The organism is Pseudomonas sp. HMSC066A08 (genome assembly GCF_001813025.1).
In the GTDB taxonomy this organism is placed as follows: Bacteria; Pseudomonadota; Gammaproteobacteria; order Pseudomonadales; family Pseudomonadaceae; genus Pseudomonas; species Pseudomonas aeruginosa.
Genome location: NZ_KV811281.1, coordinates 175,871 through 201,933 on the forward strand (window position 1 = coordinate 175,871; position 26,063 = coordinate 201,933).

The following is a 26,063-nucleotide window of genomic DNA, read 5'->3' on the forward strand; positions in this document are numbered from 1 at the left end:
CCTGATATTATTGCACGAGTCGCTTTCGCCAATGCCATCGGGCAGGACCAACGGTCGCCGGCGCAGGCGGAATCTTGCTCAACGGCCGGGCCTTTTGTACAGCGCTTTGTCTGCCGCCGGTCGCCGCCCGCCGGGGCAGGCGGCGGAAAGCTCGGCAGCGCTGGCAGGTTGACGCTACCCTGAAAGAAGCCATGGTCGTCCGATCTTTCTCTGGCTTGATCAAAAAACTCTCATGATCGCCGACGATGGCTTCAGCTGAATGGGGAATCGGTGAACTTTCTGAATGTCTCGACAGGAGGTGCGTCTCATGGAAAAGCCCTTCTCGGATGATGTCAGCGTGAATGTCCTGCGTCGCATGAAAGAAGGCGGCTTCGACTTCGCGCGCATCCATCCCATCGACTTCTTCGCCATCTTTCCCAGTGAGCGGGAGGCCCGCCAGGCAGCGGGCCAGTTTCGCGGCGAATCCCTCAGGGCCCAGGTCGTCGCTCGCGACGATGGCTCCTGGAACCTGCAGGTCAGCAAGGTGATGTATGCCACCCATGCTGCCATCGGTGCCTTCGAACACGACCTGGAGGAAGTCGTGGTGCCGCTGGGTGGCGTGCTGGACGGGTGGGGCGTGACTCAGGAGGTCACTTCGCTGCGTCCGTGACGGTGGCGGGACCCCGGCCGCGATCCCGGGCCGGGGCTCCTGCGTCGGGCTTTCCTTCCTCGAAGGCTTTCCTTCAGACTGGGGAAGGAGGTAAGCCATGAGCGATATTCTGATCCTGACCCATGCCGAGTTCTGTCCGCCAGGCCATCTGGGGGCCGTGCTGGCGGAGCGTGGCCTGGACTTCCGCGTGATCCGCGCCGACCTCGGCGAGCTCGCCGGTCTCGACGCCGAACGCCCGCGAGCGGTGGCGATCATGGGTGGGCCGATGAGCGTCAACGACGACCTGCCCTGGTTGCGCGACGAACTCGCGTTGCTGCGTCGCTTCATCGAGCGACGCATCCCGCTGATCGGCCATTGCCTCGGCGGCCAGTTGCTGGCCCGCGCCTTGGGCGCGACGGTGCGGCAACAGCCCTACACCGAAATGGGCTGGCAGCCCATGCAGCGGGAAAGCCGCGACAGTCCATGGCTGGCCGGGCTGCCGGAGTGCTTCTCGATCTTCCAGTGGCATGGCGATGCCTTCGACCTGCCGCAGGGCGCCGAGCGCCTGCTGTCCAGCCCGTGGTGCGAGAACCAGGGGTTTTCCTGGGGCGGTCACGTACTGGGCCTGCAAGGCCATCCGGAAATGACCGAGGAACTGGTGCGGCGCTGGATCGCCGGCTGGCCGCACCTGCTCGATCCCTCCCAGCCCAGCCAGCAATCCGCCGAGGACATGCTGGCCGGATTGCCTGCCAAGGTTGCCGGGCTGAATCGGGTGGCCGAGGGTTTCTACCGTCATTGGCTGTCGCTGATCGATTGACCTTCCCGGCCGCGGGCGCCCCCCTGGCACTACCGCCGGTCCGCTTTATCGCTCGTTCGAGCGAGACGGCTGTCTGCATGGAAGGGAGGGGGAGAAGCCGTCCCCCTTCCGGGTCTGTTCTAGACTTATCGGTCCCATAGGTCGCTTCGCGATCGGCAGGTCGATGCCGGTCCGTGGCAGCGGGGCGCGCATGCCGTCGAACGGGGCGCCCTTCCTCTCCCTGTGGGCAGGATGCACCAGACTGGGGCGAACCCGCCGCGCCGACCCTGCGAATCGCCGACGAGCCGTGATCCGCGCGCTGGCACGGGCTTTGCGAGTTCCCCATCGTTCGTGACGACAAGGAGTCCGGCATGGCACGCATGTTTTACGACGAGATGCACGATGCTGGCGGCGAATGCCGCTCGCATTATCGGGAATTCGCTCGCTGGCTGGCCGACACCCCTGAAGAGCAACTGCTGCAACGCCGACGTGAAGCCGACCTGCTGTTCCACCGCGCCGGCATCACCTTCACCCTGTACGGCGACGAACAGGGCACCGAGCGCCTCATCCCCTTCGACACCATCCCGCGCAGCATTCCCGCGGCGGAGTGGGCGCACATCGAGGCCGGCTGCATCCAGCGCGTCCAGGCGCTGAACCTGTTCCTCGCCGATCTCTACCACGAACAGCGCATCCTCAAGGCCGGTGTGATTCCTGCCGAGCAGGTCCTGGCCAACGACCAGTACCAACTGGCGATGCAGGGACTGGACCTGCCGGGCAACGTCTACGCGCATATCGCCGGGGTCGACCTGGTCCGCGACGGCAGCGGCAACTACTACGTGCTGGAGGACAACCTGCGCACGCCCAGCGGTGTTTCCTACATGCTGGAAAACCGCAAGATGATGATGCGCCTGTTCCCCGAGCTGTTCGTCCGCCAGCGCGTGGCGCCGATCGACCACTACCCGGACCTGTTGCTCGACACCCTCAAGCGGGCCAGTGACGTCGAGTCGCCGAGCGTGGTGGTATTGACGCCGGGACGTTTCAACAGCGCCTACTTCGAACACGCCTTCCTCGCCCGCGAGATGGGCGTGGAACTGGTCGAAGGCGCCGATCTGTTCGTCCGCGACGAGCGGGTCTACATGCGCACGACGGCTGGACCGCAAGCGGTGGACGTGATCTACCGAAGGATCGACGACGCCTTCCTCGACCCGCTGGCGTTCAACCCGGATTCGCTGCTCGGCGTGCCCGGCCTGCTGGCCGCATACCGGGCCGGCAACCTGGTGCTGGCCAACGCGATCGGTACCGGGGTGGCCGACGACAAGTCGATCTACCCCTACGTGCCGGACATGATCCGCTTCTACCTCGGCGAAGACCCGCTGCTGCACAACGTGCCGACCTGGCAATGTCGCAAGCCGAAGGAACTGGCGCACGTCCTGGCGCACCTGCCGGAGCTGGTGGTGAAGGAGACCCAGGGTTCCGGCGGCTACGGCATGCTGGTCGGACCGGCGGCCAGCCGGGAGGAAATCGAGCTGTTCCGCGAGCGCCTGAAGGCTCGTCCGGAGGCCTATATCGCGCAACCCACGCTGTCCCTGTCGACCTGTCCGACCTTCGTCGAGAGCGGTGTCGCGCCGCGCCATATCGACCTGCGGCCGTTCGTCCTGTCGGCGCCGGACCGGGTCCGCCTGGTGCCTGGCGGGTTGACCCGGGTGGCATTGCGCGAAGGCTCGCTGGTGGTCAATTCGTCCCAGGGCGGCGGCACCAAGGACACCTGGGTGGTGGAGGAATAAGCATGCTCAGCCGGACCGCTTCCGACCTTTACTGGATGTCGCGCTACCTGGAACGCGCGGAGAACCTCGCCCGCATGCTCGACGTCAGCTACTCGCTGTCGCTGTTGCCGCAGGACCGCAACGGCGGCGGCCTGGACGAACTGGCGATGCCGCTGTTGATCACCGGCACCCTCGACGCCTACCTGGAGCGCCACGGCGAGTTGGCCGCCGAGCGCCTGTTGAGTTTCTTCGCCCTCGACCCGGACAACCCGGCGAGCATCTACAGCTGCCTGGCCGCTGCGCGCGCCAGTGCCCATGCGGTACGCGGGCGGATCACCCTGGACATGTGGGAGAACATCAATGCCACCTGGCTGGAAATGCGCGGCATCGCCGCCGAGGGCATCCTGCGCTATGGCATCAGTCGTTTCTGCGAATGGGTGAAGGACCGCTCGCACCTGTTCCGCGGCGCGACCTTCGCCACCAGCATGCGCAACGATGCGTTCCGCTTCATCCGTCTCGGAACCTTCATCGAACGCGCCGACAATACCTTGCGCCTGCTCGATGCGCGCTACCAGACCCAGGGCGAAGCGGCGCTCGCCGGGGCGGACGAGGGCACCGCGCGCGGCTACTACCAGTGGAGCGCGCTGCTGCGGGCGCTATCCGCCTTCGAGGGCTACACCGAGCTGTACCGCGCCTCGCCCAACGCGCGCAACATCGCCGAATTGCTGCTGTTGCGCGAGGACGTGCCGCGTTCGCTGCTGTCCTGCATCGAGGAACTGAGCGAGATCCTTTCCGGCCTGCCCGGCGTCAACGGCCGGCCGGCGCAGCGCCTGGCCGCCGAGTTGGAGGCGCGGGTGCGCTACACCGGTATCGACGAGGTGCTGGAACAGGGCCTGCATACCTGGATCACCGACTACATCCTGCTGGTTCGCCAGTTGGCCAACGCCATTCACAGCTCCTACCTGGAGGCCGCATGAGACTCTCGATCACCCACGACACCACCTATCGCTACGAAGACCGGGTGCGCGCCAGCATCCAGTACCTGCGCCTGACCCCGCAGGACAGCGAGCGCCAGCACGTGGTCGATTGGCGCCTGGACCTGCCGCGCCCTGCGCGGCCGCTTCGCGATCCGTACGGCAACATCCTGCACGTCCTGACCCTGGACGAACCGCATGAGTCGGTCCTGATCGCCGCCCACGGCCTGGTCGAGATCGACGAGGAGCGCGAGGTGGAGCACGATCGCCAGTCGCCGTTGCCGTTCCTGCGCAGCACCCGCCTGACCGGCGCCGATGCCGAGATGCGTGCCTTCGCCGAACGCGCCATGGGCGGCCGCAAGGACCGCGGCGGCCTGCTCGACCTGATGCATGCGCTGCACGGGCATATCCTCTACCAGCCGGGGGCGACCCGCGTCGACAGCACCGCCATCGAGGCCTTCGGCGCACGCGCCGGGGTCTGCCAGGACCATGCCCATGCCTTCCTCGCCTGCATCCGCAGCCAGGGCGTGCCGGGGCGCTACGTCTCCGGCTACCTCTACACCGAGGACGATACGCACCTGGCCAGCCATGCCTGGGCCGAGGCCTGGCTCGGCGACGGCTGGTACAGCTTCGACGTGACCAACCGGCTCGGCCGTCCGGAGCGCCATCTCAAGCTGGCCGTCGGCCTCGACTACCTGGATGCCTGCCCGGTGCGCGGCTTGCGCCGTGGTGGCGGTTGCGAGCAGATGCATGCGCGGGTGCTGGTCAGCGCGCCGCTGCTGCAGGTGCAGCAACAGTGACGATCCATTGCGCGCCTGGCGTTATCGGCGATTGCCTTTACGCTTGAGGGGCGGGGACGGACGAATAAGGAAGACTCGAGATGACCTACTGTGTCGCGATGCACCTGGCCGACGGCTTGGTGTTCGCCTCCGATTCGCGGACCAACGCCGGGATCGACCATATCGCCACCTTCCGCAAGCTGTTCACGTTCGGCACGCCCGGCGAGCGCCTGCTGGTGGTGCAGACGGCCGGCAACCTGGCGACCTCGCAGTCGGTGATCAACCTGCTGCAGCAGCGCATCCGCCGGGACGGCGCCAGCCTGCTCAACGTGCCCTCGGTCTACGACGCCACGGCGCTGGTCGCCGAGACCACCCGCGAGGTGATGGCCCGCGACGGCGGCAATCTGGCCGGCAATACCGACCTGAGCTGTTCCTTCCTGGTCGGCGGGCAGATCGCCGGCGGACCGCCGGCGCTGTACAGCATCTACCCCCAGGGCAACTTCATCCAGGCCACGCCGGACACGCCTTTCCTGCAACTGGGCGAAAGCAAGTACGGCAAGCCGATCCTCGACCGCAACCTGACTTTCGACACGCCGCTGGAGCAGGCCCTGCGCTGCGCGCTGGTGTCGTTCGACTCGACCATCCGCAGCAACCTCTCGGTGGGCATGCCGCTGGACCTGCTGGTCTACCACCGCGACAGCCTGATCCTGCCGGAGGGCTATCGGGTCACCGAGGACGACGCCTATTTCAGCGCCATCCGCCGCCAGTGGAGCGCCGGCCTGCACGACTTGCTGGAGCGCCTGCCGTCGCCGCCCTCGGCGTACAACATCTGACGCCGCTTCAGCCGGCCGCGCCCGCCTTGCGGCCGGCCATGTGGCGCAGGTAGCCGATCAACTGGCGCAACTCCTCGTCGTCGATCACCCGTTCCGGGAACGCCGGCATTTTCGCCTGCGGCCATTGCCGCAGCGCCTGCGGGTCGCGGATGTAGCGGGCGAGGAATTGCGGCTGGAAGTACTCGGTGGGGTTGTACGGCAGGTTCAGGTCCGGGCCGAACTGGGCGTCGCCGGCACCGTTGAGACGGTGGCAGGCCAGGCAGTTCTTCTGGAACACGGCGAAGCCGGCGCGCACCTCCGCGCTGGCGTCGGCGGCCGGCAGCAGGGCCGGGAAGCGTTCGGCCAGAGGGGGCTGGTAGCGGATGCGGACGACCTGGAAGGGCCATTGCTCCGGACCGATGCGTTTTTCCTCGGGTTTGCTCCAGACCAGATAGAACGGCCCGGCGGACGGCTTGCCGGCGCCCAGCGGCGGCCAGGGGCGCTGCGGATCCTCTATCGCCAGCCAGGCTTGCGAGCCCTGTTCGGCGAGCAGCGGGGCGGCCGGCAACTCGGCGGCGAAGCCGTCGCTGGCCACGGCCTGCAAATGGTCTTCGGGATGCACGCCTTTCAACAACGCCGCCAGTGGCACGGCGCGGTAGTGCATGCTCCGGCGGTAGGCGACGTCGGCCGGGATGTCCAGGTCGCGGGCCTGAGGATGCCTGAGCAGTTCTTCGCTGCTCCAGGTCTGCGTGCCCCCCGGCAGTTCCAGGCGAAGCTCGGCGGCCCAGGCGGCAACCACAGGGAAGAGCAGGGCACCTAGCAACGCCAGGCGCGGGAGAGTGACAGGCATGCGGGTTCCTCGTGCATCCGCCGGTTATGACATGGAGCGAGAGATTGGCACGGAACGGGGGCCTCGCGGTAGCATGCGGGCCATTGCATAGCTGGCTAACCAAGGGGTTCCCGTGCTCGCCGAGTTGTTCGCCGTGATGGCGCCCGTGCTGTTCGGCGCCGGTGTCGGTTACGTCTGGGTCCGTCTCGGACACGCCTATCCGACCGAGTTCGTTTCGCGCATCGTGTTCAACATCGGTTCGCCATGCCTGATCCTCGCCACCCTGGCGCATACCCGGGTGGACCTGCACAGCTTCGGCCGGATGGCCCTGGCCAGCGCGCTGATCTGCGTCTGCATGGCTGCGCTGGGCTGGGCGGCGGCACGCCTCGGGCGCCAGGAGTGGCAGGTGCTGGTGCCGGCCTACAGCTTCCCGAATGTCGGCAACATGGGCCTGCCGGTGTGCCTGTATGCGTTCGGCGAGGCGGGGATGACCCTGGCGGTGGCGTTCTACCTGATCATGTCGATCGGCAACTTCAGCCTCGGCGTGTTCTGGATGAGCGGCGAGCGCTCCTGGCGCTCGCTGCTGGGCAATCCGATCCTGCTCAGCGTGTTGCTGGCCTTGTCGTTGATGGGGCTCGACCTGCAACTGCCGCGCTGGATGGCGAATACCGTCGACCTGATGGCCGGGCTGACCATTCCGCTGATGCTGATCACCCTCGGTGTGTCCCTGGCCAGCATCCGCCCGCGGCAACTGGGCAATGGCTTCTTCTATGGCGGCCTGCGTCTTCTGCTGGGAGCGTTGGTGGGCTGGTCGGTGGCGCTGGCGTTGCAATTGCCGCCGCTGGCGCAGGGGGTGCTGGTGGTGCAGTCGTCGATGCCGGTGGCGGTATTCAACTATCTCTACGCCTTGCGCGGCAATCGTTCGCCGGATCAGGTCGCCAGCCTGGTGCTGTGTTCGACCCTGCTCTCGTTCGCTTTCATTCCGCTGCTGCTGACCTGGTGGCTGCCTGCGCTGCGCTGACCGCGAGGCGGTGCGCAGCGTGCAGGCAGCAGGTGCCCTAGCGGATCAGACTGTTAAGGTTGGGAAGGATCAGGATGACTGTGGTGGCGAAGACGATGAGGCTCGCTTGCCGCCATCTTTTTGGCTGCTCGTTCAACATGGCCTGTCTGCCTTTCTTGTTGTCGGGTGGCTGCCTGCTCCGCGCTACGGCCTGGCGGAACGGCTTGCCACGCAGTGGCGTACTCTTCGGTCGGCCCGGCATCCCCGGCGTCGACCTCCCTTTCGAACGCTTGCATGAATCAGTCTAAGCCCCGGCCTGCGCGGGCTTAGACCACTTGGATACAAGCTGCTCCGGTCTAGACATATTCCCTCTATATGACAGCGTGGTGACGGCTCTGGCGTGCGCCTCGACCGTTCGTCCGGTGTCCGGGTTTCCGGTCGAAAGATGGCATGGTGCTATCTTCCCGGCGTTGCAGGCTGAGCTGGGTGGTCAATCAGCCTGAGCGGTTCGGTCATTGTCCCGCCGGCGAGCCTGTTTAAGGTAGGCGGAGGCCCGCTCGGCCGGACGAGAACAGGATAAGAGAGACCGCCATGACCGACGCATTCATTTACGACGCCGTGCGTACTCCCCGCGGCAAGGGCAAGAAGGATGGCGCGCTGCACAGCGTCAAGCCGGTGAACCTGATGGCCGGGCTGTTGCGCGCGGTCCAGCGGCGCAACGACCTGGATACCGCCCAGGTCGACGATATCGTGCTCGGCTGCGTGACGCCGGTGGGCGACCAGGGCGCCGATATCGCCAAGACCGCGGCGCTGGTGGCCGACTGGGACGAACAGGTTGCCGGCGTGCAGATCAACCGTTTCTGCGCCTCCGGCCTGGAGGCGGTGAACCTGGGGGCGATGAAGGTACGCTCCGGCTTCGAGGACCTGGTCCTGGTCGGTGGCGTCGAGTCCATGTCACGCGTGCCGATGGGCTCCGACGGCGGCGCCTGGGCACTGGATCCGGAAACCAACCTGCACACCAGCTTCGTCCCGCAAGGGATCGGCGCCGACCTGATCGCCACCCTGGAAGGCTTCAGTCGCACCGATGTCGATGCCTTCGCCCTGCGCTCCCAGCAGAGGGCCGCCAAGGCCCGCGCCGAAGGGCTGTTCGGCAAGTCGCTGGTGCCGGTCGCCGACCAGAACGGCATCGTCCTGCTCGACCACGATGAGTTCATTCGCGCCGACTCCACCCTGGAAGGGCTCGCCGCGCTCAAGCCGAGTTTCGAGATGATGGGGCAGATGGGCTTCGACGCCACCGCGCTGCGCAAGTACAGCCAGGTCGAGCGCATCGAGCACGTGCATACGCCGGGCAACAGCTCGGGGATCGTCGACGGCGCCAGCGCCATGCTCATCGGCTCCGAGGCCAAGGGCCGCGAGCTGGGCCTGAAGGCGCGGGCGCGGATCGTCGCTACCGCGGTGACCTCCAGCGATCCCACCATCATGCTTACCGGCCCCGCGCCGGCGACCCGCAAGGCCCTGGCCAAGGCCGGCCTGAAGGTGGAAGACATCGACCTGTTCGAAGTCAACGAGGCGTTCGCTTCGGTGGTGATGAAATTCATGAAGGACATGGGCGTGGCGGAAAGCAAGGTCAACGTCAACGGCGGCGCCATCGCCATGGGCCACCCGCTCGGTGCCACCGGCTGCATCATCCTCGGCACGCTGCTCGACGAACTGGAGCGGCGCAACTTGCGCTACGGCCTGGCCACCCTCTGCGTAGGTGGCGGCATGGGCATCGCCACCATCATCGAGCGCGTGTGAAGGGAGAACCGGAATGACTGACGCTATCCGTTACGAAAAAGGCCAGGACAACGTCGTCGTCCTGACCATGGACATGCCCGGCCAGAGCGCCAACACCATGAACGGCGTCTACCGCGAGGCGATGGCGAAGACCATCGCACGGCTGGAGGCGGAGAAAGAGGGGATCGCCGGCGTGGTGCTGACCTCGGCGAAGAAGACTTTCTTCGCCGGCGGCGATCTCAACGAACTGATCAAGGTCACCAAGGCCGACGCTCCGGCCTTCTACCAGGGCATCCTCGAACTCAAGGGCCAACTGCGGCGCCTGGAAACCCTCGGCAAGCCGGTGGTCGCCGCGATCAACGGCGCTGCGCTGGGCGGCGGCTGGGAGATCTGCCTGGCCTGCCACCACCGCATCGCCCTGGACAATCCCGGCGTGCAGCTCGGCCTGCCGGAGGTGACTCTCGGCCTGTTGCCGGGCGGCGGCGGGATCGTGCGCATGGTGCGACTGCTTGGCCTGGAGAAAGCCCTGCCGTACCTCGCCGAAGGCAAGAAAGTGCGTCCGGCGGAAGCGCTCAAGGCCGGGCTGATCCACGAACTGGCCGACAGCCCCGAGGAAATGCTGGAGAAGGCCCGCGCCTGGATCCTCTCCAACCCGGCGGTGAAGCAGCCCTGGGACAGCGCCGGCTACAAGATTCCCGGCGGTACGCCTGCCAGTCCCAACGTGGCGCAGATGCTGGCCATCGCACCGTCGGTGCTGCGCGACAAGACCAAGGGTTGCTTCCCGGCGCCCGAGAAGATCATGTGCGCGGCGGTGGAGGGCGCCCAGGTCGATTTCGACACCGCGCAACTGATCGAGGCGCGCTATTTCACCGAGCTGACCACCGGCCAGGTGGCGAAGAACATGATCGGCACCTTCTGGTTCCAGCTCAACGAGATCAACGCCGGCAAGTCGCGGCCGCAGGGGTATGCGGTGCGGGCGACGAAAAAGGTCGGCGTGCTCGGCGCCGGGATGATGGGCGCGGGCATTGCCTACGTATCGGCGGCGGCCGGCATCGAGGTGGTGCTCAAGGACGTCTCGCTGGAAGCGGCGGAGAAGGGCAAGGCCTATTCGGCCAGGCTGCTGGACAAGAAAGTTGCGCGCGGGCACCTGTCCGCCGAGAAGCGCGACGCCTTCCTCGCGCGGATCGTGCCGAGCGTCAGCGAAGCCGACTTCGAAGGCTGCGACCTGATCATCGAGGCGGTCTTCGAGGACCGCGCGCTGAAAGGCCAGGTCACCGCCGAGGCCGAGAAGCATGCCCTGGCCGATGCGGTGGTGGCGTCCAATACCTCGACCCTGCCGATCACCGGACTGGCCCAGGCGGTGGCGCGGCCGGAGAAGTTCATCGGCCTGCACTTCTTCAGCCCGGTGGACAAGATGCCGCTGGTGGAGATCATCCGCGGCGAAAAGACCAGCGACGAAACCCTGGCGCGCGGCTTCGACTACGTGCTGCAGATCAAGAAAACGCCGATCGTGGTCAACGACAGCCGCGGCTTCTTCACTTCGCGGGTATTCGGCACCTTCACCAACGAAGGCATCGCCATGCTCGGCGAAGGCGTGAGCGCCGCAATGATCGACAACCAGGCGCGCCAGGCCGGTATGCCGGTGGGGCCGCTGGCGATTTCCGACGAAGTCTCCCTGAGCCTGATGACCCACATCCGCAACCAGACCGCCCGCGACCTCGAGGCCGAGGGCAAGGCTCTGCCGACGCACCCCGCGTTCGCCGTGATCGACCTGATGGTCAATGAGTACAAGCGCCCAGGCAAGGCGGCCGGCGCCGGCTTCTACGACTACCCGGCGAACGGCAGGAAACATCTCTGGGCGGAACTCAAGAGCCGCTTCGAGAAGCCCGATGCGCAAATATCCGCCGAGGATGTCCGCGACCGCCTGCTGTTCATCCAGGCCATCGAGACCGTGCGTTGCGTGGAGGAGGGGGTATTGCACTCCACCGCCGACGCGAACATCGGCTCGATCTTCGGCATCGGTTTCGCCGCCTGGAGCGGGGGCGCCTTGCAGTTCATCAACCAGTACGGCCTGAAGGACTTCATCGCCCGCGCCCAATACCTGGTCGAACAGTACGGCGAGCGCTTCGAGCCGCCGGCGCTGTTGCTGGAGAAGGCGGCGAAGGGCGAGCTGTTCTGAGTCCTGGCGTCGCATGGAGAGCCGGCCTTCGGGCCGGCTTTCTCGTGGTCGCGTACCGCGGCGGATGACGCCACCCCGGTATCCCTGGTTCTTGCCAGCCAGGCCGCCACGGGTAGGGCGAATAGCGCCATGGGTGCTATCCGCCGATATGCCGAGGTTCGGCGGATAACCGCGATGCGGTTATCCGCCCTACGCCGCGCGTCGATACAGGCCCTTGCCTCCAGCCGCCATTGGTAGGGCGAATAGCGCCACAGGCGCTATCCGCCGATATACCGAGGTTCGGCGGATAACCGCGATGCGGTTATCCGCCCTACGCCGCGCGTCGGTACAGGCCCTTGCCTCCAATCCGCCATTAGTAGGGCGAATAGCGCCACAGGCGCTATCCGCCGATATACCGAGGTTCGGCGGATAACCGCGATGCGGTTATCCGCCCTACGCCGCGCGTCGATACAGGCCCTTGCCTCCAGCCGCCATTGGTAGGGCGAATAGCGCCACAGGCGCTATCCGCCGATATACCGAGATTCGGCGGATAACCGCGATGCGGTTATGCGCCCTACGCCGCGCGCCGGCACAGGCCAGCCTCCATGCTTGCCTCCAGGCCGCCCCGGGCGCTTCCGTCGATGTACCTACGCAGGACCTGGGTGTTCCTCGCCGGGGTAGCGCAGCAGGTCGATCACGGCGCTCAACGCCGCCGGGTGGTTGCGGCGGTTCGGATAATAGAGATGGAAACCGGGAAACGGCGCGCACCAATCCGCCAGGACCCGTTCCAGGCGGCCGGCGGCGAGGTGCTCGGCGACTTCCTCCTCGATGGCGAAGGCAATCCCGACATCGGCCAGCGCCGCCTGCAGCATCAGGCGCGGGTCGTCGAGGACCAGCGGTCCGCTCACGGCCACCGAAAGCGCTTTCGTGCCCTTGCTGAATTGCCATTTGTACAGCTCTCCGGAAGACACCTTGCGCCAGCCGATGCAACGGTGGCCGAGCAACTCCTCCGGGCTACCCGGCCTGCCTTGCCGTCGGAAGTAGGCCGGGGTCGCGACGATGGCCAAGCGCAGGTCCGGGCCGACCCTCACGGCGCGCATGCCGTGCTGGAGGTCTTCGCCGAGGCGGATGCCAGCGTCGAAACCGGCTTCGACGATATTGGCGAAACCTTCGTCCGCCACCACTTCCAGGGTGATGCCGGGATAGTCGCGGGCCAGTTCGCCGAAGCGTGGCGCGAGGACGAGACCGATGGCGTTTCGCGATGCGTTGATTCGTACCAGGCCGTGAGGCGTTTCGCGAAAGCGGTTAAGGCTGTCCAGCGCGGCGGCGATGTCTTCGAACGCCGGGTCCAGGTGCGCCAGCAGGTGCTCGCCGGCCTCGGTCGGCGAGACGTTGCGAGTGGTGCGGTTGAGCAGGCGGATGCCGAGCTGGGTTTCCAGTTCGCGCAGGGTGTGGCTGAGCGTCGGCGGGGTTACGCCGAGGGTGGCGGCGGCGCGGCGGAAGCTGCGTTCGCGAGCGATGGCGACGAAGGCGGCGAGACCGGTGAGATCGGGCTTTTTCATTGGATTATTAAAATAAATCGAACAGTGAAAGAGATTTTTCCAGGATAGTTAGCTATTCGGCAGCAATATAGCATCGTCGGGAAACCTGGCTCATGAACAGGGTGGGCCGGGCTCTTTTCAGAGTCTTCCGACGAGGTCGTACGATGCAGCATGTCCGTCTTGGCAACAGCGGCCTGAAAGTCTCCCGACTCTGCCTGGGGTGCATGACCTATGGCGATCCGGCGTGGCGTCCATGGGTGCTGGACGAGGAACGGGCGCGTCCGTTCATTCGCGAGGCGCTGGAAGCCGGGATCGACTTCTTCGACAGTGCCGATATCTATTCCACCGGCGAGAGCGAGCGGATCCTCGGACGCGCGCTCAGGGACTTCGCGCAGCGCGAGGACCTGGTAATCGCCACCAAGGCGTTTTTTCCCATGAGCGACAGGCCCAACGCTTGCGGCTTGTCGCGCAAGCACCTGCTTGCCAGCGTGGATGCCTCGCTGCGACGGTTGGGTACGGACTACCTGGATCTCTTCGTGATCCACCGCTTCGATCCGGACACCCCGATCGAGGAAACCTGCGAAACCCTCGACAGCCTGGTGCGTGCCGGCAAGGTCCGTTACCTCGGCGCCTCGTCGATGCCGGCCTGGCGCTTCATGAAGATGCTCGCCTTCCAGCGCCACCACGGCCTGGCGCAGTTCATCTCGATGCAGAGCCAGTACAACCTGATCGTTCGCGAGGACGAGGAGGACCTCGTGCCGCTGTGCCAGGAAGAGGGGATCGCGTTGACGCCCTGGTCGCCGCTGGCGCGTGGGCTGCTGGCCGGGGCAAGAAGCGCCGGCACGCTGCGGACCCGGACGGACGAACAGGCCCCGCGTTGGTACGGCGGCAGGGAGGAGGTCGAGTCGACCTTCGGTGCGTTGGAGAAACTCGCCGCTGCCCGCGGGCTTCCACCGGCGCAACTCGCCCTGGCCTGGCTGCTTGGCCGGAAAGGTGTCGCCGCGCCGATCGTCGGCCTGTCCAGGCCGCATCACCTCGAGGATGCTCTCGCGGCGCTGACGCTGGACCTCGCCGAAGAGGAGTGCGCCACGCTGGAGGCGCCGCTCACGGCGCACGCCCGGACCCCGCGCTGGTAGGGCGCACATCGACGGAGAAAGCATGATGAGACGACTGGCTTCCGTGTTGCTGCTGGTATCCATGGTATCGGCGACCGTCTTGCCGGTTTTCGCCCGTGCGCCGGGCGACCGCGAGCCGTCCTGCGCCGCGACGAGCATCGTCCTGCCAGCGGGGGCCCGGTATCCCAACGGCATCGCCCATGCCGCCGATGGAACGCTGTACGTCGGTCTGGTCACCAGCGGGCGCATCCTGCGCAAGCCTCCCGGGGGAGAGTGGGAAACCTTCTTCGCCGGCAACCCGGCGATCTTCGCTGCCACCGCGCTGCGGCTGGACGAGCCGCGTGGCCTGCTCTGGGGCAATTCGCCGGACTTCCTACCCGCTGGCCGGCGCCGGCCGCACGGGGTGTTCGCCCTGGATCTCGCGACCGGCGCCGTGCGCCGATATCTGACCCTGCCCGGCGACGGGATGGGCAACGATCTCGCAGTGGCGCCCGACGGAACGGTTTACCTGAGCGAAACCCGGGATGGCAGCCTGATGCGGCTGCGGCCCGGGGCACCGGTATTCCAGGTGATGTTGCGTGACAGCCGCCTGGCCGGCCCTGGTGGGCTGGGTGCGGCGGGCATCGTCCGGGTGGACGACGACACCCTGGTGGTCGGCAACTTCGGTAGCGGGGCGATCCATGTCGTCGAAGGGGTCGCCACTCGTCCGCGGCTGCGCGAGATGGAACTGCCCCGAACGCTGGAGAATCCGGACGGCATGGCGCTGGCTCCGGACGGCTCGCTGATCGTGCTGGAGAACGCCATCCGCAGCGGCGCCGGCAAGGTGCTGCGGATCGCCGAGCCGCTCGCCGCCGGGCGGCGCGGCATCGAAGTGTTGCGCGAGGGCCTGGAGTCGCCGGTCAACCTGACCGTCACCGGACAGGGTTGCGCCTATGTCAGCGAGTCACGCATTCGCCACCGCCTGTTGCCGGGGCGCGAGGGCGAGGTGCCGGCGCGTTTCCTGATCCACCGGCTGCCCCTGGATGCGGCCGGGACCGTTGATCGGCCGCTCAGGCGTTGGCGAAACGACCTTCCAGATAGGCGATGATCTCGCTGGACTCATACATCCAGCGCACCTGGCCATTTTCCTCGATGCGCAGGCACGGCACCTTGACCTTGCCGCCGCCTTCCAGCAAAGCCTGGCGGGCCTGCGGATCGTTCATGGCGTCCTTGAGTTGCATCGGCAGGTTCAGCCGGTGCATGGCGCGGCGTGTCTTCACGCAGAACGGACAGGCGCGGAACTGGTAGAGCGACAGGTTCCGCAGCGCCCGCTCGACCTCGGCCTGAGCCTCGGCGCTGCGCTGCAGCTTGCGGGGGCGGCTGACGAAGTCGGCGAGGATAATCGCCTGACCCAGTCCGTTACGTACTGCCTTGAGCAACATGGCGTGTGCCTCGCGGGAAAACCGCCAGTTTACGTGGCGGTTCCGGGCATGGGGAGCCCTTCCGTCTCCTGTGCAGATTTCTTTACGGTTGAGCGTCTCGGGAATCTTTCTGCCGGCCGCTTGTTTTTTGGCGAATCGTCCGGATATTCCTTTCGAGGCCAGGGCGACGGTTCCCTTGCCCGCGCTCCTGTGTTAATTAAATCAAACGAAAACGACAATAACCCCACTTCTTCAGAGAGTCTTTATGTCGCTCCGCATCTGTATCCTGGAAACCGATATCCTTCGTCCCGAACTGATCGAGCGGTACGAAGGCTACGGCCGGATGTTCCAGCAACTGTTCGCCAAGCAGCCGATCGCCGCCGAATTCGTCATCTACAACGTGGTGGAGGGGCGCTATCCGGCGGACGACGAGCGCTTCGACGCCTACCTGGTGACCGGCAGCAAGGCCGACTCCTTCGGTCCCGACCCGTGGATCCAGACCCTGAAGACCTTCCTCCTGGACCGCTACGAGCGCGGCGACAAGCTCCTCGGCGTGTGTTTCGGCCACCAGTTGCTGGCCCTGCTGCTCGGTGGCAAGGCCGAGCGCGCCAGCCAGGGCTGGGGCATGGGCATCCACCAGTACCAGTTGAACGAACGGGCCGACTGGATGAGCCCGGCGTTGCCGGACCTGACCCTGTTGATCAGCCACCAGGACCAGGTCACCCGGCTGCCGGAAAACGCGCGGGTGATCGCTTCCAGCGACTTCTGTCCCTATGCCGCCTACGCCATCGGCGACCAGGTGCTGTGCTTCCAGGGGCATCCCGAGTTCGTCCACGACTATTCCCGCGAACTGCTCGAACTGCGCCAGCAGCACCTGGGCGAGGAACTCTATCGCAAGGGGGTCGATAGCCTGGCGAGGGACCACCAGGGCACCGTCGTCGCCGAATGGATGATGCGTTTCGTCGCGCGCCAGCCGACCGGCGCCTGAGCCGGCCCCGCGCCATGCGAGCGCCGCCAGCCTCCCGGGGTTGGCGGCGTTTTCGTTTCAGGCCGGGCAGTCGAGGATGAAGCGCTCCGGGATCCAGCGCTGCGGGCGTGCCGGCGGAGTGCCGCTCTGCAGCTTCAGCGCCAGGCTGGCTGCCAGCGCGCGGACCATCGCCTGGTTGCATTCGATGGTACGCGCCAGCGCACCCGCCGAGCCTTGTGCGAGGCCGAGTAGCGAGTAGCCATTGGTCAATATCGCCAGGGCGGCGACGATCCAGAATTTCCGTGTTTGCCTTCTCATGCTGTTTCCGGGAAAGAAGCCGGCGTTCAACCGGCGCGTCGACTGTTCAACCCCGAGAGCAGGCCTGGCAGGGCCTGGCCGATCTGGTTGGATAAGGTCGTGGCGGTGTCGTTGTCGGGTGTGGCGTTCCTGGCGCTTTCGGCGCCGGCGACGAGGCTCAGCACGACCAGCATGAGGATGGCGTACAGACCCAGGGTGGCCAGGGCGGTGTTGCGGGCGTAGTGGCGTGGGCTGCGGCGTTTCATGGCGGCTTCCGTGATCGATACCTCGGATGGGCATAGGATCGCGGAGAAGAATTCGATTGGATAACGAATTGTCGCGCTATTAACTATCGACAGAAATGATGCTTTAGCCGAACGACCGGTACGGGTTGCGGGGCCCGGGTCCAGGCCCTCGATGGATCAGGACGAAGTCGGCGCGAGCAGGCGATCGACCACCTGCCGGGCACGCTCGAAGGAAGGGTAGCCGCTGCGCGCGACCGGGAGCTCGGCGTAGGCCTGGCGATAGGTCTCGGCCTTGGGAATGTCGGCGCGCGGCAACAGGAAGGGCTCGGCGTAGATCTTGTAGAGCATCGCGTTGGCCAGCGGGTAGCGTCGCTCGGCGGAACGTTCGAGGAGGTGGGTGATGCGCTCGCAATCGCTGGCCTGGCCGTCGCGGCGAGCGATCAGCACGGCCTGGTAGAAGTCCGCCTCGCCGCTGCGGTCGTCGCGCGCCGCGCGCTCCAGCAGGGCCTGGGCCAGCGGCAGGCGATCGCGGTCGTTGGCGACGATGATCAGTTTCGCCTGCAGCATGTCGTTCTCGTACAGCAGTTTTTCCCTGTCGCTGTCCTGGCGGCAGGTGGCGCAGCTTGCCAACAGCGGGATCAGGCAAAGTGCAATCCATTTCGGCATGGCGGTTGTTTCCTTGTCATGGATGAGACGGCATGAGGCTGGAATCCAATGGAGAGGCGAGGCGCCTCCAAGGTTCCCTCGCATGCAGTCTAGTCGGCCCGTAGCGGATGGGACCGGCCGTTCTTGATACGCATCAACTGGCGCCGGCGGGCAAGGCGTACGGTGAAAGATGCAGGGCGGCGCACGAAGCGCCTGTCCCGAAGCCAAGAAGGAAACGCTCATGATTCGTGAAGTTGAAGGTGACATTCTGCTTTCCGGGGCCCAGGTGATCGCCCACGGCATCGCGCCCCAGGACCATTTCGACAGCGGCCTGGCCCTCGCCTTGCGCGAACGCTGGCCGTCGATGGTTCGCGACTACCGGCATGCCGCCCATGCCAGGGCGCCCGAGCCGGGCGGCATCTGGGTCTGGGCCGGGGTCGACGAGCAGGGCAAGACCCAGTGCATCGTCAACCTGATCACCCAGGGCATGCTGCACAGCGGTCGCAGCGCCAAGCCGGGCAAGGCGAGCCTGGAGGATGTCGGCCATGCCCTGCGCGAGCTGGCCCGCTATGTGCGCAGCGAAGGGGTGAGCAGCCTGGCTCTACCCTGCGTGGCGACGGGAGTGGGCGGGCTGGACTGGTCCGAGGTCAAGCCGCTGGTGGTTCGCCACCTGGGCGACCTGGAGATCCCGGTGATTCTCTACGAGGTCTATCGCAAGGGCGTGGCGGCCGAGGAAAAGCTGGCCTGAACGAAAAGCCCGGCGTTAGCCGGGCTTTTCAGGGTTGCGGGGAAAAGAAAAAACTTCCTGGCAGGCGGCGTTCAACCCTGCGCATCGGTGTCGCTCGTGGTTGGCGCAGTGGCCTGTTGCTGCTGGGCCTGCTCGATGGCGTGCTGGTTCAGTTGGACCATGCGGTTTTCCATCAGGCTGGATTCGTCGGCGAAGCTGGCTTGCACTGCGAGGGTGGTAGCCATGCCGAGGAGAATGGCGGCGAAGACGTTGCGTTTCATGATGACCTCCGGTTTTCCTTGGGAATGTCATCAGGATAATCCGTAATAATTTTTTAAAAATAGCAGTTAATGAGAGTTACCTTTGCGTAATAAGTAATTATTGGGCGCAAAAAAGCCCGGTACCAACCGGGCTTTCGCTGGAGCGGGCCTTAGCCCAGGTGCTTCTTGTCCAGCTCGATCGCCTGGTCGAGGGTTTCCAGCAGTGCCTTGCGCACCTTGAGCTTGGTATTGCGGTGCGCGGTCATGTTGAGTTTCTTCAACTGCTGGGCCGCTGCACGCGCGCTTTCCTGCAACTGGTCGGGGCTGACCAGGGTGTCGAGGAATCCGGCATCCACCGCAGCGGCCGGACTGAACATCTCGGCATTGATGACCGAGCGGGTGAACGCCGACTTGCGCAGGCGATCGCGGGCCAGCTCGATGCCGACATGGTGCATGGTCATGCCGATGGCGACTTCGTTCAGGCCGATCTGGAACGGCCCGTCGACGCCGATCCGGTAGTCGGCCGAGAGCAGCAGGAAGGCGCCCTTGGCTACCGCGTGCCCGGGGCAGGCGACGATCACCGGGTAGGGATGGGAGAGCAGGCGGCGAGCCAGGGTCGAGCCGGCGGCGACCAGGTTGACGGCATTCTCCGGGCCGGAGGTCATGACCTTCAGGTCGTAGCCACCGGAGAGGATGCCCGGCTGGCCGGTGACGATGACCACGGCCTTGTCCTGCAGGGCCTGGTCGAGAGCCTGGTTGAAGGCGTCGATCACCGCCGGGGAGATGGCGTTCACCTTGCCGTTGTTGAGGGTCAGGGTGGCGATGCCGTCTTCGAACTGGTAGCTGATCAACTCGCTCATGGCAGGATTCCTTTTGGTGGAGTGGCGCAGACCTTACTGATGGGCGTCGTCGGCGTAAAGCGCTTTGGCTGACCCGCGGGTCATGCGCGATTGTGCTTGCGTGGGCCTCCCGAACTGGGCTCCAGTGACGCCTGCGCGTTCCTGCCAGAAGAAACGGTTGAGTCTGGCCGGGGAAGACAGCAATATGGGCCCTATCGTTAGTCCGGCCTTGCATGCGGTGCAGGTCACCCGTTTCGAGGATGTCCGCCAGGCGCGATCAGCCGCCGAGACGAGAACGGACGAAGTTATCCGGCGGCCTGCTGAAGGCCGGTACGCGGGGGCATCCTCGCGAGGAACCCTATCAATCAGGCGCGGGTCGGGTTACGAACCCGTTGAGGAGATCCAAAGTGAGCGAGTCCCTGTCCATCCATCATGACGTGGGCGGCCATCAGTTCGAGACGACGGTGGATGGCCATCGTGCCTATCTGGCGTATATGGACCTGGGCAAGCAGACGCTGGATATCTACCGGACCTTCGTACCGGATTCGCTGCGTGGTCGCGGTATCGCCGCCGCGCTGACCGAACACGCCCTGCAGTACGCCGACCGCATGGGCTACAGCGTGATCCCGTCCTGCTCCTACGTGGAGCGTTATATCGAGCGTCGCCAGCGTCAGGCCGATCCGGCCGCCTGAGCAGGCGCGCAATGAAAAACGCCGGGCATCAGCCCGGCGTTTTCGTTTCCGCCTCGCTCAGCCGCGCTGGCGTTTCGGCAGCACGTCCTTGAGCTTGGCGTGCATGCTGCGGATGCTCTTCTCGGTGGTCGCCCAGTCGATGCAGGCGTCGGTGATGGAGACGCCGTACTGAAGTTGGTCGAGATCCTTCGGAATCGGCTGGCTGCCCCAGCCCAGGTGGCTTTCCACCATCAGGCCGACGATCGAGTTGTTGCCTTCGACGATCTGGTTGCTGACGTTGTCCATCACCAGCGGTTGCAGGGCCGGGTCCTTGTTGGAGTTGGCGTGGCTGCAGTCGACCATGATGTTCAGCGGGATTTTCGCCTTGTTCAGGTCTTGCTCGCAGAGCGCGACGCTGACCGAATCGTAGTTCGGCTTGCCGTTGCCGCCGCGCAACACCACGTGACCGTAGCGGTTGCCCTTGGTAGTCACGATGGATACGCCGCCCTGCTGGTTGATGCCGAGGAAACGATGCGGGCTGGAGACCGACTGCAGGGCATTGATCGCCACGGTCAGGCTGCCATCGGTGCCGTTCTTGAAGCCGACCGCGGAAGACAGGCCGGAAGCCATCTCGCGGTGGGTCTGCGATTCGGTGGTACGGGCGCCGATCGCCGACCAGCTGATCAGGTCCTGCAGGTACTGCGGGGAAATCGGGTCGAGCGCTTCGGTGGCGGTGGGCAAGCCTTTCTCGGCGAGGTCGCGGAGCAGTTGGCGACCGATGTGCAGGCCATCCTGGATCTTGAACGAGTCGTCCAGGTACGGATCGTTGATCAGGCCTTTCCAGCCCACCGTGGTACGCGGCTTCTCGAAGTACACGCGCATCACCAGGAACAGCGTATCCGCCACTTCGGCCGCGAGCGCCTTGAGGCGGTCGGCGTATTCGTGGGCGGCCTTGATGTCGTGGATGGAGCAGGGGCCGATCACCACGAACAGACGGTGGTCCTTGCCATCCAGGATGTCGCGCACCACCTGGCGACCATGGGCCACGGTCTGCAGCGCCTTGTCGGTCAGGGGAATTTCACGCTTGAGCTGCTCCGGCGTGATCAGGGTCTCGTTGGAGGCAACGTTAAGGTCGTCGATCTGTAAATCAGCCATCGTGGTACTCAATCAGGTCACGGGCGCCGGGAGGCCCCCTGCGAAAGGGCGCAGGCATGAAGTTCGCAAACGGGGAGACGAACCTTAACGTGTCGGGCCGGGCCTAGACAATGGGCGGGACGCGGTTCGCCGGTGTTTTCCCCGCTCTGCGCACGTTTTCTTCGTTGCTCCGGGCCAAGGCTGCCAGCGGAGTTGCAGGCGAGGCCGCCGCGGACGATATTGTGCAGGTGCTGCGGAGGGGCGCGCCTTGCCCGTATCCGCTGGCCGAGGAGGACGCCACCGCTATCGCAGGAGCCGAAGCATAGGGATGATGGTGGGGACCCATTTCTTCCTTTCTATCGAGGTCAGCAGCGTGCCGTCCCTGGAACTCACCGATCTGGACGCCGACCGGCAGTTGCTTGCCCTGGAAGGGGTTTCGCTGTTGGTATTCACCAGCGAAGGCTGCGCGTCGTGCCGCTGGGCCCGGCGCCATCTCCCCGCGATGGACCTGCCCATCGAGCGCCTGTGCTGGGTGGACGCCGGCCGCAATGGCGGCCTGGTGGAACGCTACGGCGTCTTTCACCTGCCGGCCCTGTTCATGGTCCGCGACGGCCGCTTCCATGGCGCACTGAACGTTCCGCTGCACCAGGAAGCCTTGCGGGGTGCGGTGCTGGCGGGGTCGACCGCTTTACCTGAGGAGTTGCCCTGATGGATTCCAAGCAGCAACGGGTCGGCGTCATCGGTACGGGAGCCATCGGCGGCTTCTATGGATTGATGCTGGCGCATGCCGGTCACGACGTGCATTTTCTCCTGCGCAGCGAGTTCGAGGCGGTCAATCGCGCCGGACTCAGCCTGAATAGTGCGGTGCATGGCTTCCGGCGCCTGGCGCCGGTCCAGGCCTACCATTCGGCGCAGGACATGCCGTCCTGCGACTGGTTGCTGGTGGGCGTCAAGACCACCGGCAATGACGAGCTGGCCCCCCTGATCCGCGCAGCGGCGGCGCCGGGAGCCAAGGTTCTGCTGCTGCAGAACGGTCTGGGCGTGGAGGAGCGGCTGCGGCCGCTGCTGCCGGAAAGCCTGCATCTGCTGGGCGGCCTCTGCTTCATCTGTGTGCATCGCGGCGAACCGGGCGTGATCGAGCACCAGGCCTACGGCGGAGTGAATCTCGGCTATCATTCCGGACCGGCCGACGAGCGACGCCGGCGCGAGATCGTCGAGGAGGGCGCCGCGCTGTTCCGCGAGTCCGGGCTGGAGTCTACGGCGATGCCCGACCTGGAGCAGGCGCGTTGGCAGAAGCTGGTCTGGAACATCCCCTACAACGGACTGTCGGTATTGCTGAAGAGCAGCACCGCGCCGCTGATGGCCAACGCGGACAGTCGGTCGCTGATCGAGGCGATCATGGAGGAAGTCATCGGTGCTGCCGGCGCCTGCGGCTTCATCCTGCCGGAGGGCTATGCGGACCAACTGCTGGCGGCGACCGAGCGGATGCCCGACTATCGGCCGAGCATGTACCACGACTTCACCCAGGGGCGGCCACTGGAGCTGGCGGCGATCTATGCCGCGCCCCTGGCCCGCGCTGCTGCTGCGGGCCACCGGATGCCCAGGGTCGAGGCGCTGCACCAGGCGTTGCGTTTCCTCGAAGCGCAATCGCGCTGAAGAGCCGAGCGCGGCGACCAGCCGGCCTCGCGCTCGCAGGAAGAAAAGGGATTTACCCCAACGGGCCGGAAAAAGCCCGAAACAGCAGGGAACGCTAGGAGAATGGATGCTTGCTGCTAATCTGCTAATGAGGCCCGCCGCGCAGGCTGTCGAGGAGGCCGCATGATTCGTTCGATTCTCTATGCCACCGACCTGGGGCTCTATGCTCCCTATGTCCTGCAACACGCCCTGTCGCTGACCCGCGCCTACAACGCCGAGCTCTATGTCATCCATGTGGTGGAGCCCCTCGGGCTGTTCGCCGAGTCGGTCCTGCAGACCTACCTTGACACCGAGCGTCTCCAGGACCTGCGGGCGCAAGGGCTGGACAACGTCATGGAAAGCATCGAGAAGCGAGTCCTGGAAGGGTTTCGCGATGAACTCGGCGAGTTGCCCCAGGATGCGGCGCTGGTCAAGAGCGTGCGGGTGGTGCAGGGCGACCCGCCGCAGATGATCCTCGATGAGGCGGAAAAGCTGGCCGTGGACCTGATCGTCGCCGGCAGCCATAGCCACGGCACCCAGCTCGACACGCCGCTGGGCCGGACTGCCGCGCGTCTGGTGCAACTGGCGGAAGTACCGGTGTACCTGGTGCCGATGTTGCAGCACCGTAGTCGCGACCTTTAGGCCAGCGGTCGCTGGTGAAAAAGCGTGCAAAATCAAAAAAAACGTCTAATTTTATTCCTCAAACCATTAATATGGTTATATACCTTCGGTTCTTGATCGCCGGTCGCGACAACCTTTTCGAGGAATCTCCATGAAGCTTCAGCAATTGCGCTATATCTGGGAGGTTGCGCACCACGACCTCAACGTCTCCGCCACGGCGCAGAGCCTCTATACTTCGCAGCCGGGCATCAGCAAGCAGATCCGCCTGCTGGAGGACGAACTGGGCGTCGAGGTGTTCGCTCGCAGCGGCAAGCACCTGACCCGTGTGACGCCGGCGGGGGAGCGGATCATCCATACCGCCGGCGAGATCCTGCGCAAGGTCGAGAGCATCAAGCAGATCGCCCAGGAATTCTCCAACGAGAAGAAGGGCACGCTGTCCATCGCCACTACCCACACCCAGGCGCGCTATGCGCTGCCCAACGTGATCAGCGGCTTCATCAAGCAGTACCCGGACGTCTCCCTGCACATGCACCAGGGCACGCCGATGCAGATCGCCGAAATGGCGGCCGACGGCACTGTCGACTTCGCCATCGCCACCGAGGCGCTGGAGTTGTTCGGCGACCTGATCATGATGCCCTGCTACCGCTGGAATCGCTGCGTCATCGTGCCCCACGGCCATCCGCTGACCAAGCTGCCGAAACTGACCCTGGAAGCCCTGGCCGAGCAGCCGATCGTCACCTACGTGTTCGGCTTCACCGGCCGCTCCAAGCTCGACGAAGCCTTCAGCCAGCGCGGCCTGGTGCCCAAGGTGGTATTCACCGCGGCCGATGCCGACGTGATCAAGACCTACGTGCGGTTGGGCCTGGGGGTCGGTATCGTGGCGCACATGGCGGTCGATCCGAAGCTCGACAACGACCTGGTGATCCTCGACGCCAGCCACCTGTTCGAGTCCAGCGTGACCAAGATCGGCTTCCGCCGCGGCACCTTCCTGCGCGGCTTCATGTGCGACTTCATCGAGAAATTCGCTCCGCATCTGACCCGCGAGCTGCTGGCCAAGGCCGTGCAATGCCACAACAAGGCCGAGCTGGACGAGTTGTTCGACGGCATCGAACTGCCGGTCTACTGATCGCCTCGGCCCATGAAAAAGCCCGGCCTGGTGCCGGGCTTTTTCATGGCTGGCCCTCAGAGCATGTCGAGATTGTCGCGCCCGGCCAGCTTGGCCAGCGCTTCGCGATCGGCGTCCGCGGCCTGCTCGGCTCGCGGTTCGAGGACTTCATGGAGGAAGCTCATGAACACGGTGTAGACCTGTTCGCGCCCGTCGTCGTGGCGAACCACGAAGAACGGCGCGGTCTCTACGCCATATTGGGCGGCGACCATCCAGCCTGCGCTGTTCGGGTCGCGTTCGTCGGCCACCAGGGTGCGATGGATGCGCGGCAGGTAGCCGCCTTGTTCCAGGCGTTGCCGGACTTCCTTGCACTTGCGGCAGTCCTCGCCATTGGCGAGGACTTTCTTGACCATGGTGATGCGCATGCTGGGTCTCCGCTCGGGGTTCGAGCCGCACTTTACCCCGATTGCATACGCTCTATCGACGGTTTCAGGCCTTGCTGATCAGGTTGCCGGCGTGCAGCCCGCACTCCTTGTGGGTGGCTTCCTCCCACCACCAGCGGCCCTCGCGCTCATGCTGGTTGGGCAGCACCGGACGGGTGCAGGGTTCGCAGCCGATGCTGATATAGCCGCGTTCGTGCAGGCTGTTGTAGGGCAGTTCGAGCATGCGGATATAGCCCCAGACTTCCTCGCTGGTCATGGACGACAACGGGTTGAACTTGTACAGCGGCTTTTCCGGCGTGGAAAAGGCACCGTCGATTTCCAGCACCGCCACCTGGCTGCGCGTGCCGGGGCTCTGGTCGCGGCGTTGGCCGGTGGCCCAGGCGCGCACGCCGGCGAGCTTGCGCTTGAGCGGTTCGATCTTGCGGATGCCGCAGCACTCGCCGTGGCCGTCCCGGTAGAAGCTGAACAGGCCCTTTTCCTTCACCAGGGGTTCGAGCAGGCGCGGGTCGGGGGAAAGCACGTCGATGGCGATGCCGTAGTGTTCGCGGACCTGGTCGATGAAACGATAGGTTTCCGGGTGCAGGCGACCGGTGTCGAGGCTGAACACCTTCACGTTGCGGTTGAGCTTCCAGGCCATGTCTACCAGGACGACGTCCTCGGCGCCGCTGAAGGAGATCCACAGCTCGTCGCCGAAGTGCTCGAAGGCGGCTTTCAGGATGTCCTGGGGGGATTTGTCGGCAAGGCTGGAAGCGAGGGCGGGAAGGTCGAAAGGCTGGCTCATCGGGCTGGGGTCCTGGTGCTGGGCGGCGCTGTCGCGCTCTGTGGCGGGGATGGTAGCAAAGGGCGGCATATGGCCCTAAATAA

The 26,063-nt window shown here is 65.5% G+C and carries 29 protein-coding genes; 18 read left to right on the plus strand and 11 right to left on the minus strand.

Features of this window, described 5'->3' with window-relative positions; genetic code table 11:
• Positions 1–307: 307 nt before the first annotated feature.
• The 6 genes from HMPREF2886_RS07685 to HMPREF2886_RS07710 all read left to right on the plus strand — a co-directional run bounded on the left by HMPREF2886_RS07685 (position 308) and on the right by HMPREF2886_RS07710 (position 5,773).
• The gene (locus HMPREF2886_RS07685) at positions 308–649 is read left to right on the plus strand and encodes a ribonuclease E inhibitor RraB (RefSeq protein ID WP_003087738.1); all 342 of its coding nucleotides are present in this window, start codon (positions 308–310) and stop codon (positions 647–649) included.
• A gap of 97 nt (positions 650–746) precedes the next feature.
• Complete coding sequence (locus HMPREF2886_RS07690) at positions 747–1,445, plus strand: type 1 glutamine amidotransferase (protein WP_033974011.1); 699 nt, start codon at positions 747–749, stop codon at positions 1,443–1,445.
• 350 nt (positions 1,446–1,795) lie between these two features.
• Positions 1,796–3,208, plus strand: a complete 1,413-nt coding sequence (locus HMPREF2886_RS07695) for a circularly permuted type 2 ATP-grasp protein (RefSeq protein WP_033974012.1) — start codon at positions 1,796–1,798, stop codon at positions 3,206–3,208.
• A 2-nt stretch (positions 3,209–3,210) separates the two neighbouring features.
• The gene (locus HMPREF2886_RS07700; RefSeq protein WP_003087742.1) at positions 3,211–4,164 is read left to right on the plus strand and encodes an alpha-E domain-containing protein; all 954 of its coding nucleotides are present in this window, start codon (positions 3,211–3,213) and stop codon (positions 4,162–4,164) included.
• On the plus strand, positions 4,161–4,961 hold the full coding sequence (locus HMPREF2886_RS07705; protein ID WP_033974014.1) for a transglutaminase family protein: 801 nt from the start codon (positions 4,161–4,163) through the stop codon (positions 4,959–4,961). The genes HMPREF2886_RS07700 and HMPREF2886_RS07705 overlap by 4 nt, the downstream gene beginning before the upstream one ends.
• 80 nt (positions 4,962–5,041) lie before the next feature.
• On the plus strand, positions 5,042–5,773 hold the full coding sequence (locus HMPREF2886_RS07710) for a proteasome-type protease (protein WP_003117714.1): 732 nt from the start codon (positions 5,042–5,044) through the stop codon (positions 5,771–5,773).
• Positions 5,774–5,780: 7 nt separating this feature from the next.
• Here the strand turns inward: HMPREF2886_RS07710 and HMPREF2886_RS07715 are convergent, their stop codons facing one another.
• Positions 5,781–6,602, minus strand: coding sequence for a cytochrome c (locus HMPREF2886_RS07715; RefSeq protein WP_058018346.1), 822 nt, complete (start codon positions 6,600–6,602; stop codon positions 5,781–5,783).
• 112 nt (positions 6,603–6,714) lie between these two features.
• Here HMPREF2886_RS07715 and HMPREF2886_RS07720 point away from each other — a divergent pair, with 112 nt between their 5' ends.
• From HMPREF2886_RS07720 to HMPREF2886_RS07730, 3 genes are all read left to right on the plus strand, one after another.
• A complete protein-coding gene (locus tag HMPREF2886_RS07720) occupies positions 6,715–7,602 on the plus strand; it encodes an AEC family transporter (protein ID WP_033974018.1) in 888 nt (295 codons plus the stop codon).
• A 570-nt stretch (positions 7,603–8,172) separates the two neighbouring features.
• Positions 8,173–9,378 carry an acetyl-CoA C-acetyltransferase gene (locus tag HMPREF2886_RS07725; RefSeq protein WP_033977293.1) on the plus strand — a complete coding sequence of 402 codons (1,206 nt, stop codon included), beginning with the start codon at positions 8,173–8,175 and terminating at the stop codon, positions 9,376–9,378.
• Positions 9,379–9,391: 13 nt separating this feature from the next.
• Positions 9,392–11,536 (plus strand): 3-hydroxyacyl-CoA dehydrogenase NAD-binding domain-containing protein, encoded by a 2,145-nt coding sequence (locus HMPREF2886_RS07730; protein ID WP_070747070.1) that lies wholly within the window; start codon positions 9,392–9,394, stop codon positions 11,534–11,536.
• Between the two features lie 626 nt (positions 11,537–12,162).
• Here the strand turns inward: HMPREF2886_RS07730 and HMPREF2886_RS07735 are convergent.
• Positions 12,163–13,077: a LysR family transcriptional regulator gene (locus tag HMPREF2886_RS07735; RefSeq protein ID WP_070747071.1), complete on the minus strand. Its 915-nt coding sequence runs from the start codon at positions 13,075–13,077 to the stop codon at positions 12,163–12,165.
• Positions 13,078–13,220: 143 nt separating this feature from the next.
• Between HMPREF2886_RS07735 and HMPREF2886_RS07740 the strand changes: the two genes are divergently transcribed.
• Together HMPREF2886_RS07740 and HMPREF2886_RS07745 are read left to right on the plus strand one after the other, a co-directional pair.
• A complete protein-coding gene (locus tag HMPREF2886_RS07740) occupies positions 13,221–14,192 on the plus strand; it encodes an aldo/keto reductase (protein WP_058178116.1) in 972 nt (323 codons plus the stop codon).
• Between the two features lie 22 nt (positions 14,193–14,214).
• Positions 14,215–15,258, plus strand: a complete 1,044-nt coding sequence (locus HMPREF2886_RS07745; protein WP_070747073.1) for an NHL repeat-containing protein — start codon at positions 14,215–14,217, stop codon at positions 15,256–15,258.
• Here HMPREF2886_RS07745 and HMPREF2886_RS07750 read toward each other — a convergent pair.
• Entirely contained in the window at positions 15,221–15,592 is a 372-nt protein-coding gene (locus HMPREF2886_RS07750; RefSeq protein WP_003087752.1) for a glutaredoxin family protein, read from the minus strand. The two genes, HMPREF2886_RS07745 and HMPREF2886_RS07750, sit on opposite strands and share 38 nt — an antisense overlap.
• A 244-nt stretch (positions 15,593–15,836) precedes the next feature.
• Here HMPREF2886_RS07750 and HMPREF2886_RS07755 point away from each other — a divergent pair, with 244 nt between their 5' ends.
• Positions 15,837–16,559, plus strand: coding sequence for an amidotransferase (locus HMPREF2886_RS07755; RefSeq protein WP_003087753.1), 723 nt, complete (start codon positions 15,837–15,839; stop codon positions 16,557–16,559).
• Between the two features lie 57 nt (positions 16,560–16,616).
• Here HMPREF2886_RS07755 and HMPREF2886_RS07760 read toward each other — a convergent pair whose 3' ends face one another.
• The 3 genes from HMPREF2886_RS07760 to HMPREF2886_RS07770 form a co-directional block, all read right to left on the minus strand.
• A complete protein-coding gene (locus HMPREF2886_RS07760) occupies positions 16,617–16,856 on the minus strand; it encodes a hypothetical protein (RefSeq protein WP_033972978.1) in 240 nt (79 codons plus the stop codon).
• A gap of 26 nt (positions 16,857–16,882) precedes the next feature.
• Positions 16,883–17,101 (minus strand): hypothetical protein, encoded by a 219-nt coding sequence (locus tag HMPREF2886_RS07765; protein WP_033972979.1) that lies wholly within the window; start codon positions 17,099–17,101, stop codon positions 16,883–16,885.
• Positions 17,102–17,257: 156 nt separating this feature from the next.
• Positions 17,258–17,746: a hypothetical protein gene (locus HMPREF2886_RS07770; protein WP_033972980.1), complete on the minus strand. Its 489-nt coding sequence runs from the start codon at positions 17,744–17,746 to the stop codon at positions 17,258–17,260.
• 220 nt (positions 17,747–17,966) lie between these two features.
• Here HMPREF2886_RS07770 and HMPREF2886_RS07775 point away from each other — a divergent pair, with 220 nt between their 5' ends.
• Positions 17,967–18,473, plus strand: a complete 507-nt coding sequence (locus HMPREF2886_RS07775) for a macro domain-containing protein (RefSeq protein ID WP_003087757.1) — start codon at positions 17,967–17,969, stop codon at positions 18,471–18,473.
• A 71-nt stretch (positions 18,474–18,544) separates the two neighbouring features.
• Here HMPREF2886_RS07775 and HMPREF2886_RS07780 read toward each other — a convergent pair whose 3' ends face one another.
• Positions 18,545–18,733 (minus strand): hypothetical protein, encoded by a 189-nt coding sequence (locus tag HMPREF2886_RS07780; protein WP_033972981.1) that lies wholly within the window; start codon positions 18,731–18,733, stop codon positions 18,545–18,547.
• A gap of 149 nt (positions 18,734–18,882) precedes the next feature.
• The gene (locus HMPREF2886_RS07785; RefSeq protein ID WP_033972983.1) at positions 18,883–19,572 is read right to left on the minus strand and encodes a crotonase/enoyl-CoA hydratase family protein; all 690 of its coding nucleotides are present in this window, start codon (positions 19,570–19,572) and stop codon (positions 18,883–18,885) included.
• 386 nt (positions 19,573–19,958) lie between these two features.
• Here HMPREF2886_RS07785 and HMPREF2886_RS07790 point away from each other — a divergent pair, with 386 nt between their 5' ends.
• Positions 19,959–20,243, plus strand: coding sequence for a GNAT family N-acetyltransferase (locus tag HMPREF2886_RS07790; RefSeq protein ID WP_003087762.1), 285 nt, complete (start codon positions 19,959–19,961; stop codon positions 20,241–20,243).
• Between the two features lie 57 nt (positions 20,244–20,300).
• On the opposite strand, the gene HMPREF2886_RS07795 is transcribed toward HMPREF2886_RS07790, so the two are convergent.
• Positions 20,301–21,377 (minus strand): 3-deoxy-7-phosphoheptulonate synthase, encoded by a 1,077-nt coding sequence (locus tag HMPREF2886_RS07795; protein WP_003087765.1) that lies wholly within the window; start codon positions 21,375–21,377, stop codon positions 20,301–20,303.
• A 310-nt stretch (positions 21,378–21,687) separates the two neighbouring features.
• On the opposite strand from HMPREF2886_RS07795, the gene HMPREF2886_RS07805 reads away from it, so the two are divergent.
• From HMPREF2886_RS07805 to cysB, 4 genes are all read left to right on the plus strand, one after another.
• Positions 21,688–22,065, plus strand: a complete 378-nt coding sequence (locus HMPREF2886_RS07805; protein ID WP_079387631.1) for a thioredoxin family protein — start codon at positions 21,688–21,690, stop codon at positions 22,063–22,065.
• Positions 22,065–23,012, plus strand: a complete 948-nt coding sequence (locus HMPREF2886_RS07810; RefSeq protein ID WP_033977282.1) for a putative 2-dehydropantoate 2-reductase — start codon at positions 22,065–22,067, stop codon at positions 23,010–23,012. Before HMPREF2886_RS07805 ends, HMPREF2886_RS07810 begins: the two co-directional genes overlap by 1 nt.
• Before the next feature lie 162 nt (positions 23,013–23,174).
• Positions 23,175–23,672, plus strand: coding sequence for a universal stress protein (locus HMPREF2886_RS07815; protein WP_033972987.1), 498 nt, complete (start codon positions 23,175–23,177; stop codon positions 23,670–23,672).
• 130 nt (positions 23,673–23,802) lie between these two features.
• The gene (gene cysB, locus HMPREF2886_RS07820) at positions 23,803–24,777 is read left to right on the plus strand and encodes an HTH-type transcriptional regulator CysB (protein ID WP_003087775.1); all 975 of its coding nucleotides are present in this window, start codon (positions 23,803–23,805) and stop codon (positions 24,775–24,777) included.
• A 56-nt stretch (positions 24,778–24,833) separates the two neighbouring features.
• Here cysB and HMPREF2886_RS07825 read toward each other — a convergent pair whose 3' ends face one another.
• Complete coding sequence (locus HMPREF2886_RS07825) at positions 24,834–25,181, minus strand: hypothetical protein (protein WP_033972990.1); 348 nt, start codon at positions 25,179–25,181, stop codon at positions 24,834–24,836.
• 64 nt (positions 25,182–25,245) lie between these two features.
• Positions 25,246–26,049 (minus strand): phosphoadenylyl-sulfate reductase, encoded by an 804-nt coding sequence (locus HMPREF2886_RS07830; protein ID WP_073648575.1) that lies wholly within the window; start codon positions 26,047–26,049, stop codon positions 25,246–25,248.
• Positions 26,050–26,063: the final 14 nt, after the last annotated feature.

Excerpts from the sequence above, each read along its gene's own strand:
- HMPREF2886_RS07685 (WP_003087738.1), top strand. The coding sequence starts at position 308 with ATGGAAAAGCCCTTCTCGGATGATGTCAGCGTGAATGTCCTGCGTCGC.
- HMPREF2886_RS07690 (WP_033974011.1), top strand. The coding sequence starts at position 747 with ATGAGCGATATTCTGATCCTGACCCATGCCGAGTTCTGTCCGCCAGGC.
- HMPREF2886_RS07695 (WP_033974012.1), top strand. The coding sequence starts at position 1,796 with ATGGCACGCATGTTTTACGACGAGATGCACGATGCTGGCGGCGAATGC.
- HMPREF2886_RS07700 (WP_003087742.1), top strand. The coding sequence starts at position 3,211 with ATGCTCAGCCGGACCGCTTCCGACCTTTACTGGATGTCGCGCTACCTG.
- HMPREF2886_RS07705 (WP_033974014.1), top strand. The coding sequence starts at position 4,161 with ATGAGACTCTCGATCACCCACGACACCACCTATCGCTACGAAGACCGG.
- HMPREF2886_RS07710 (WP_003117714.1), top strand. The coding sequence starts at position 5,042 with ATGACCTACTGTGTCGCGATGCACCTGGCCGACGGCTTGGTGTTCGCC.
- HMPREF2886_RS07715 (WP_058018346.1), bottom strand. The coding sequence starts at position 6,602 with ATGCCTGTCACTCTCCCGCGCCTGGCGTTGCTAGGTGCCCTGCTCTTC.
- HMPREF2886_RS07725 (WP_033977293.1), top strand. The coding sequence starts at position 8,173 with ATGACCGACGCATTCATTTACGACGCCGTGCGTACTCCCCGCGGCAAG.
- HMPREF2886_RS07730 (WP_070747070.1), top strand. The coding sequence starts at position 9,392 with ATGACTGACGCTATCCGTTACGAAAAAGGCCAGGACAACGTCGTCGTC.
- HMPREF2886_RS07735 (WP_070747071.1), bottom strand. The coding sequence starts at position 13,077 with ATGAAAAAGCCCGATCTCACCGGTCTCGCCGCCTTCGTCGCCATCGCT.
- HMPREF2886_RS07740 (WP_058178116.1), top strand. The coding sequence starts at position 13,221 with ATGCAGCATGTCCGTCTTGGCAACAGCGGCCTGAAAGTCTCCCGACTC.
- HMPREF2886_RS07745 (WP_070747073.1), top strand. The coding sequence starts at position 14,215 with ATGATGAGACGACTGGCTTCCGTGTTGCTGCTGGTATCCATGGTATCG.
- HMPREF2886_RS07750 (WP_003087752.1), bottom strand. The coding sequence starts at position 15,592 with ATGTTGCTCAAGGCAGTACGTAACGGACTGGGTCAGGCGATTATCCTC.
- HMPREF2886_RS07755 (WP_003087753.1), top strand. The coding sequence starts at position 15,837 with ATGTCGCTCCGCATCTGTATCCTGGAAACCGATATCCTTCGTCCCGAA.
- HMPREF2886_RS07760 (WP_033972978.1), bottom strand. The coding sequence starts at position 16,856 with ATGAGAAGGCAAACACGGAAATTCTGGATCGTCGCCGCCCTGGCGATA.
- HMPREF2886_RS07765 (WP_033972979.1), bottom strand. The coding sequence starts at position 17,101 with ATGAAACGCCGCAGCCCACGCCACTACGCCCGCAACACCGCCCTGGCC.
- HMPREF2886_RS07770 (WP_033972980.1), bottom strand. The coding sequence starts at position 17,746 with ATGCCGAAATGGATTGCACTTTGCCTGATCCCGCTGTTGGCAAGCTGC.
- HMPREF2886_RS07775 (WP_003087757.1), top strand. The coding sequence starts at position 17,967 with ATGATTCGTGAAGTTGAAGGTGACATTCTGCTTTCCGGGGCCCAGGTG.
- HMPREF2886_RS07780 (WP_033972981.1), bottom strand. The coding sequence starts at position 18,733 with ATGAAACGCAACGTCTTCGCCGCCATTCTCCTCGGCATGGCTACCACC.
- HMPREF2886_RS07785 (WP_033972983.1), bottom strand. The coding sequence starts at position 19,572 with ATGAGCGAGTTGATCAGCTACCAGTTCGAAGACGGCATCGCCACCCTG.
- HMPREF2886_RS07795 (WP_003087765.1), bottom strand. The coding sequence starts at position 21,377 with ATGGCTGATTTACAGATCGACGACCTTAACGTTGCCTCCAACGAGACC.
- HMPREF2886_RS07805 (WP_079387631.1), top strand. The coding sequence starts at position 21,688 with ATGGTGGGGACCCATTTCTTCCTTTCTATCGAGGTCAGCAGCGTGCCG.
- HMPREF2886_RS07810 (WP_033977282.1), top strand. The coding sequence starts at position 22,065 with ATGGATTCCAAGCAGCAACGGGTCGGCGTCATCGGTACGGGAGCCATC.
- HMPREF2886_RS07815 (WP_033972987.1), top strand. The coding sequence starts at position 23,175 with ATGATTCGTTCGATTCTCTATGCCACCGACCTGGGGCTCTATGCTCCC.
- cysB (WP_003087775.1), top strand. The coding sequence starts at position 23,803 with ATGAAGCTTCAGCAATTGCGCTATATCTGGGAGGTTGCGCACCACGAC.
- HMPREF2886_RS07825 (WP_033972990.1), bottom strand. The coding sequence starts at position 25,181 with ATGCGCATCACCATGGTCAAGAAAGTCCTCGCCAATGGCGAGGACTGC.
- HMPREF2886_RS07830 (WP_073648575.1), bottom strand. The coding sequence starts at position 26,049 with ATGCCGCCCTTTGCTACCATCCCCGCCACAGAGCGCGACAGCGCCGCC.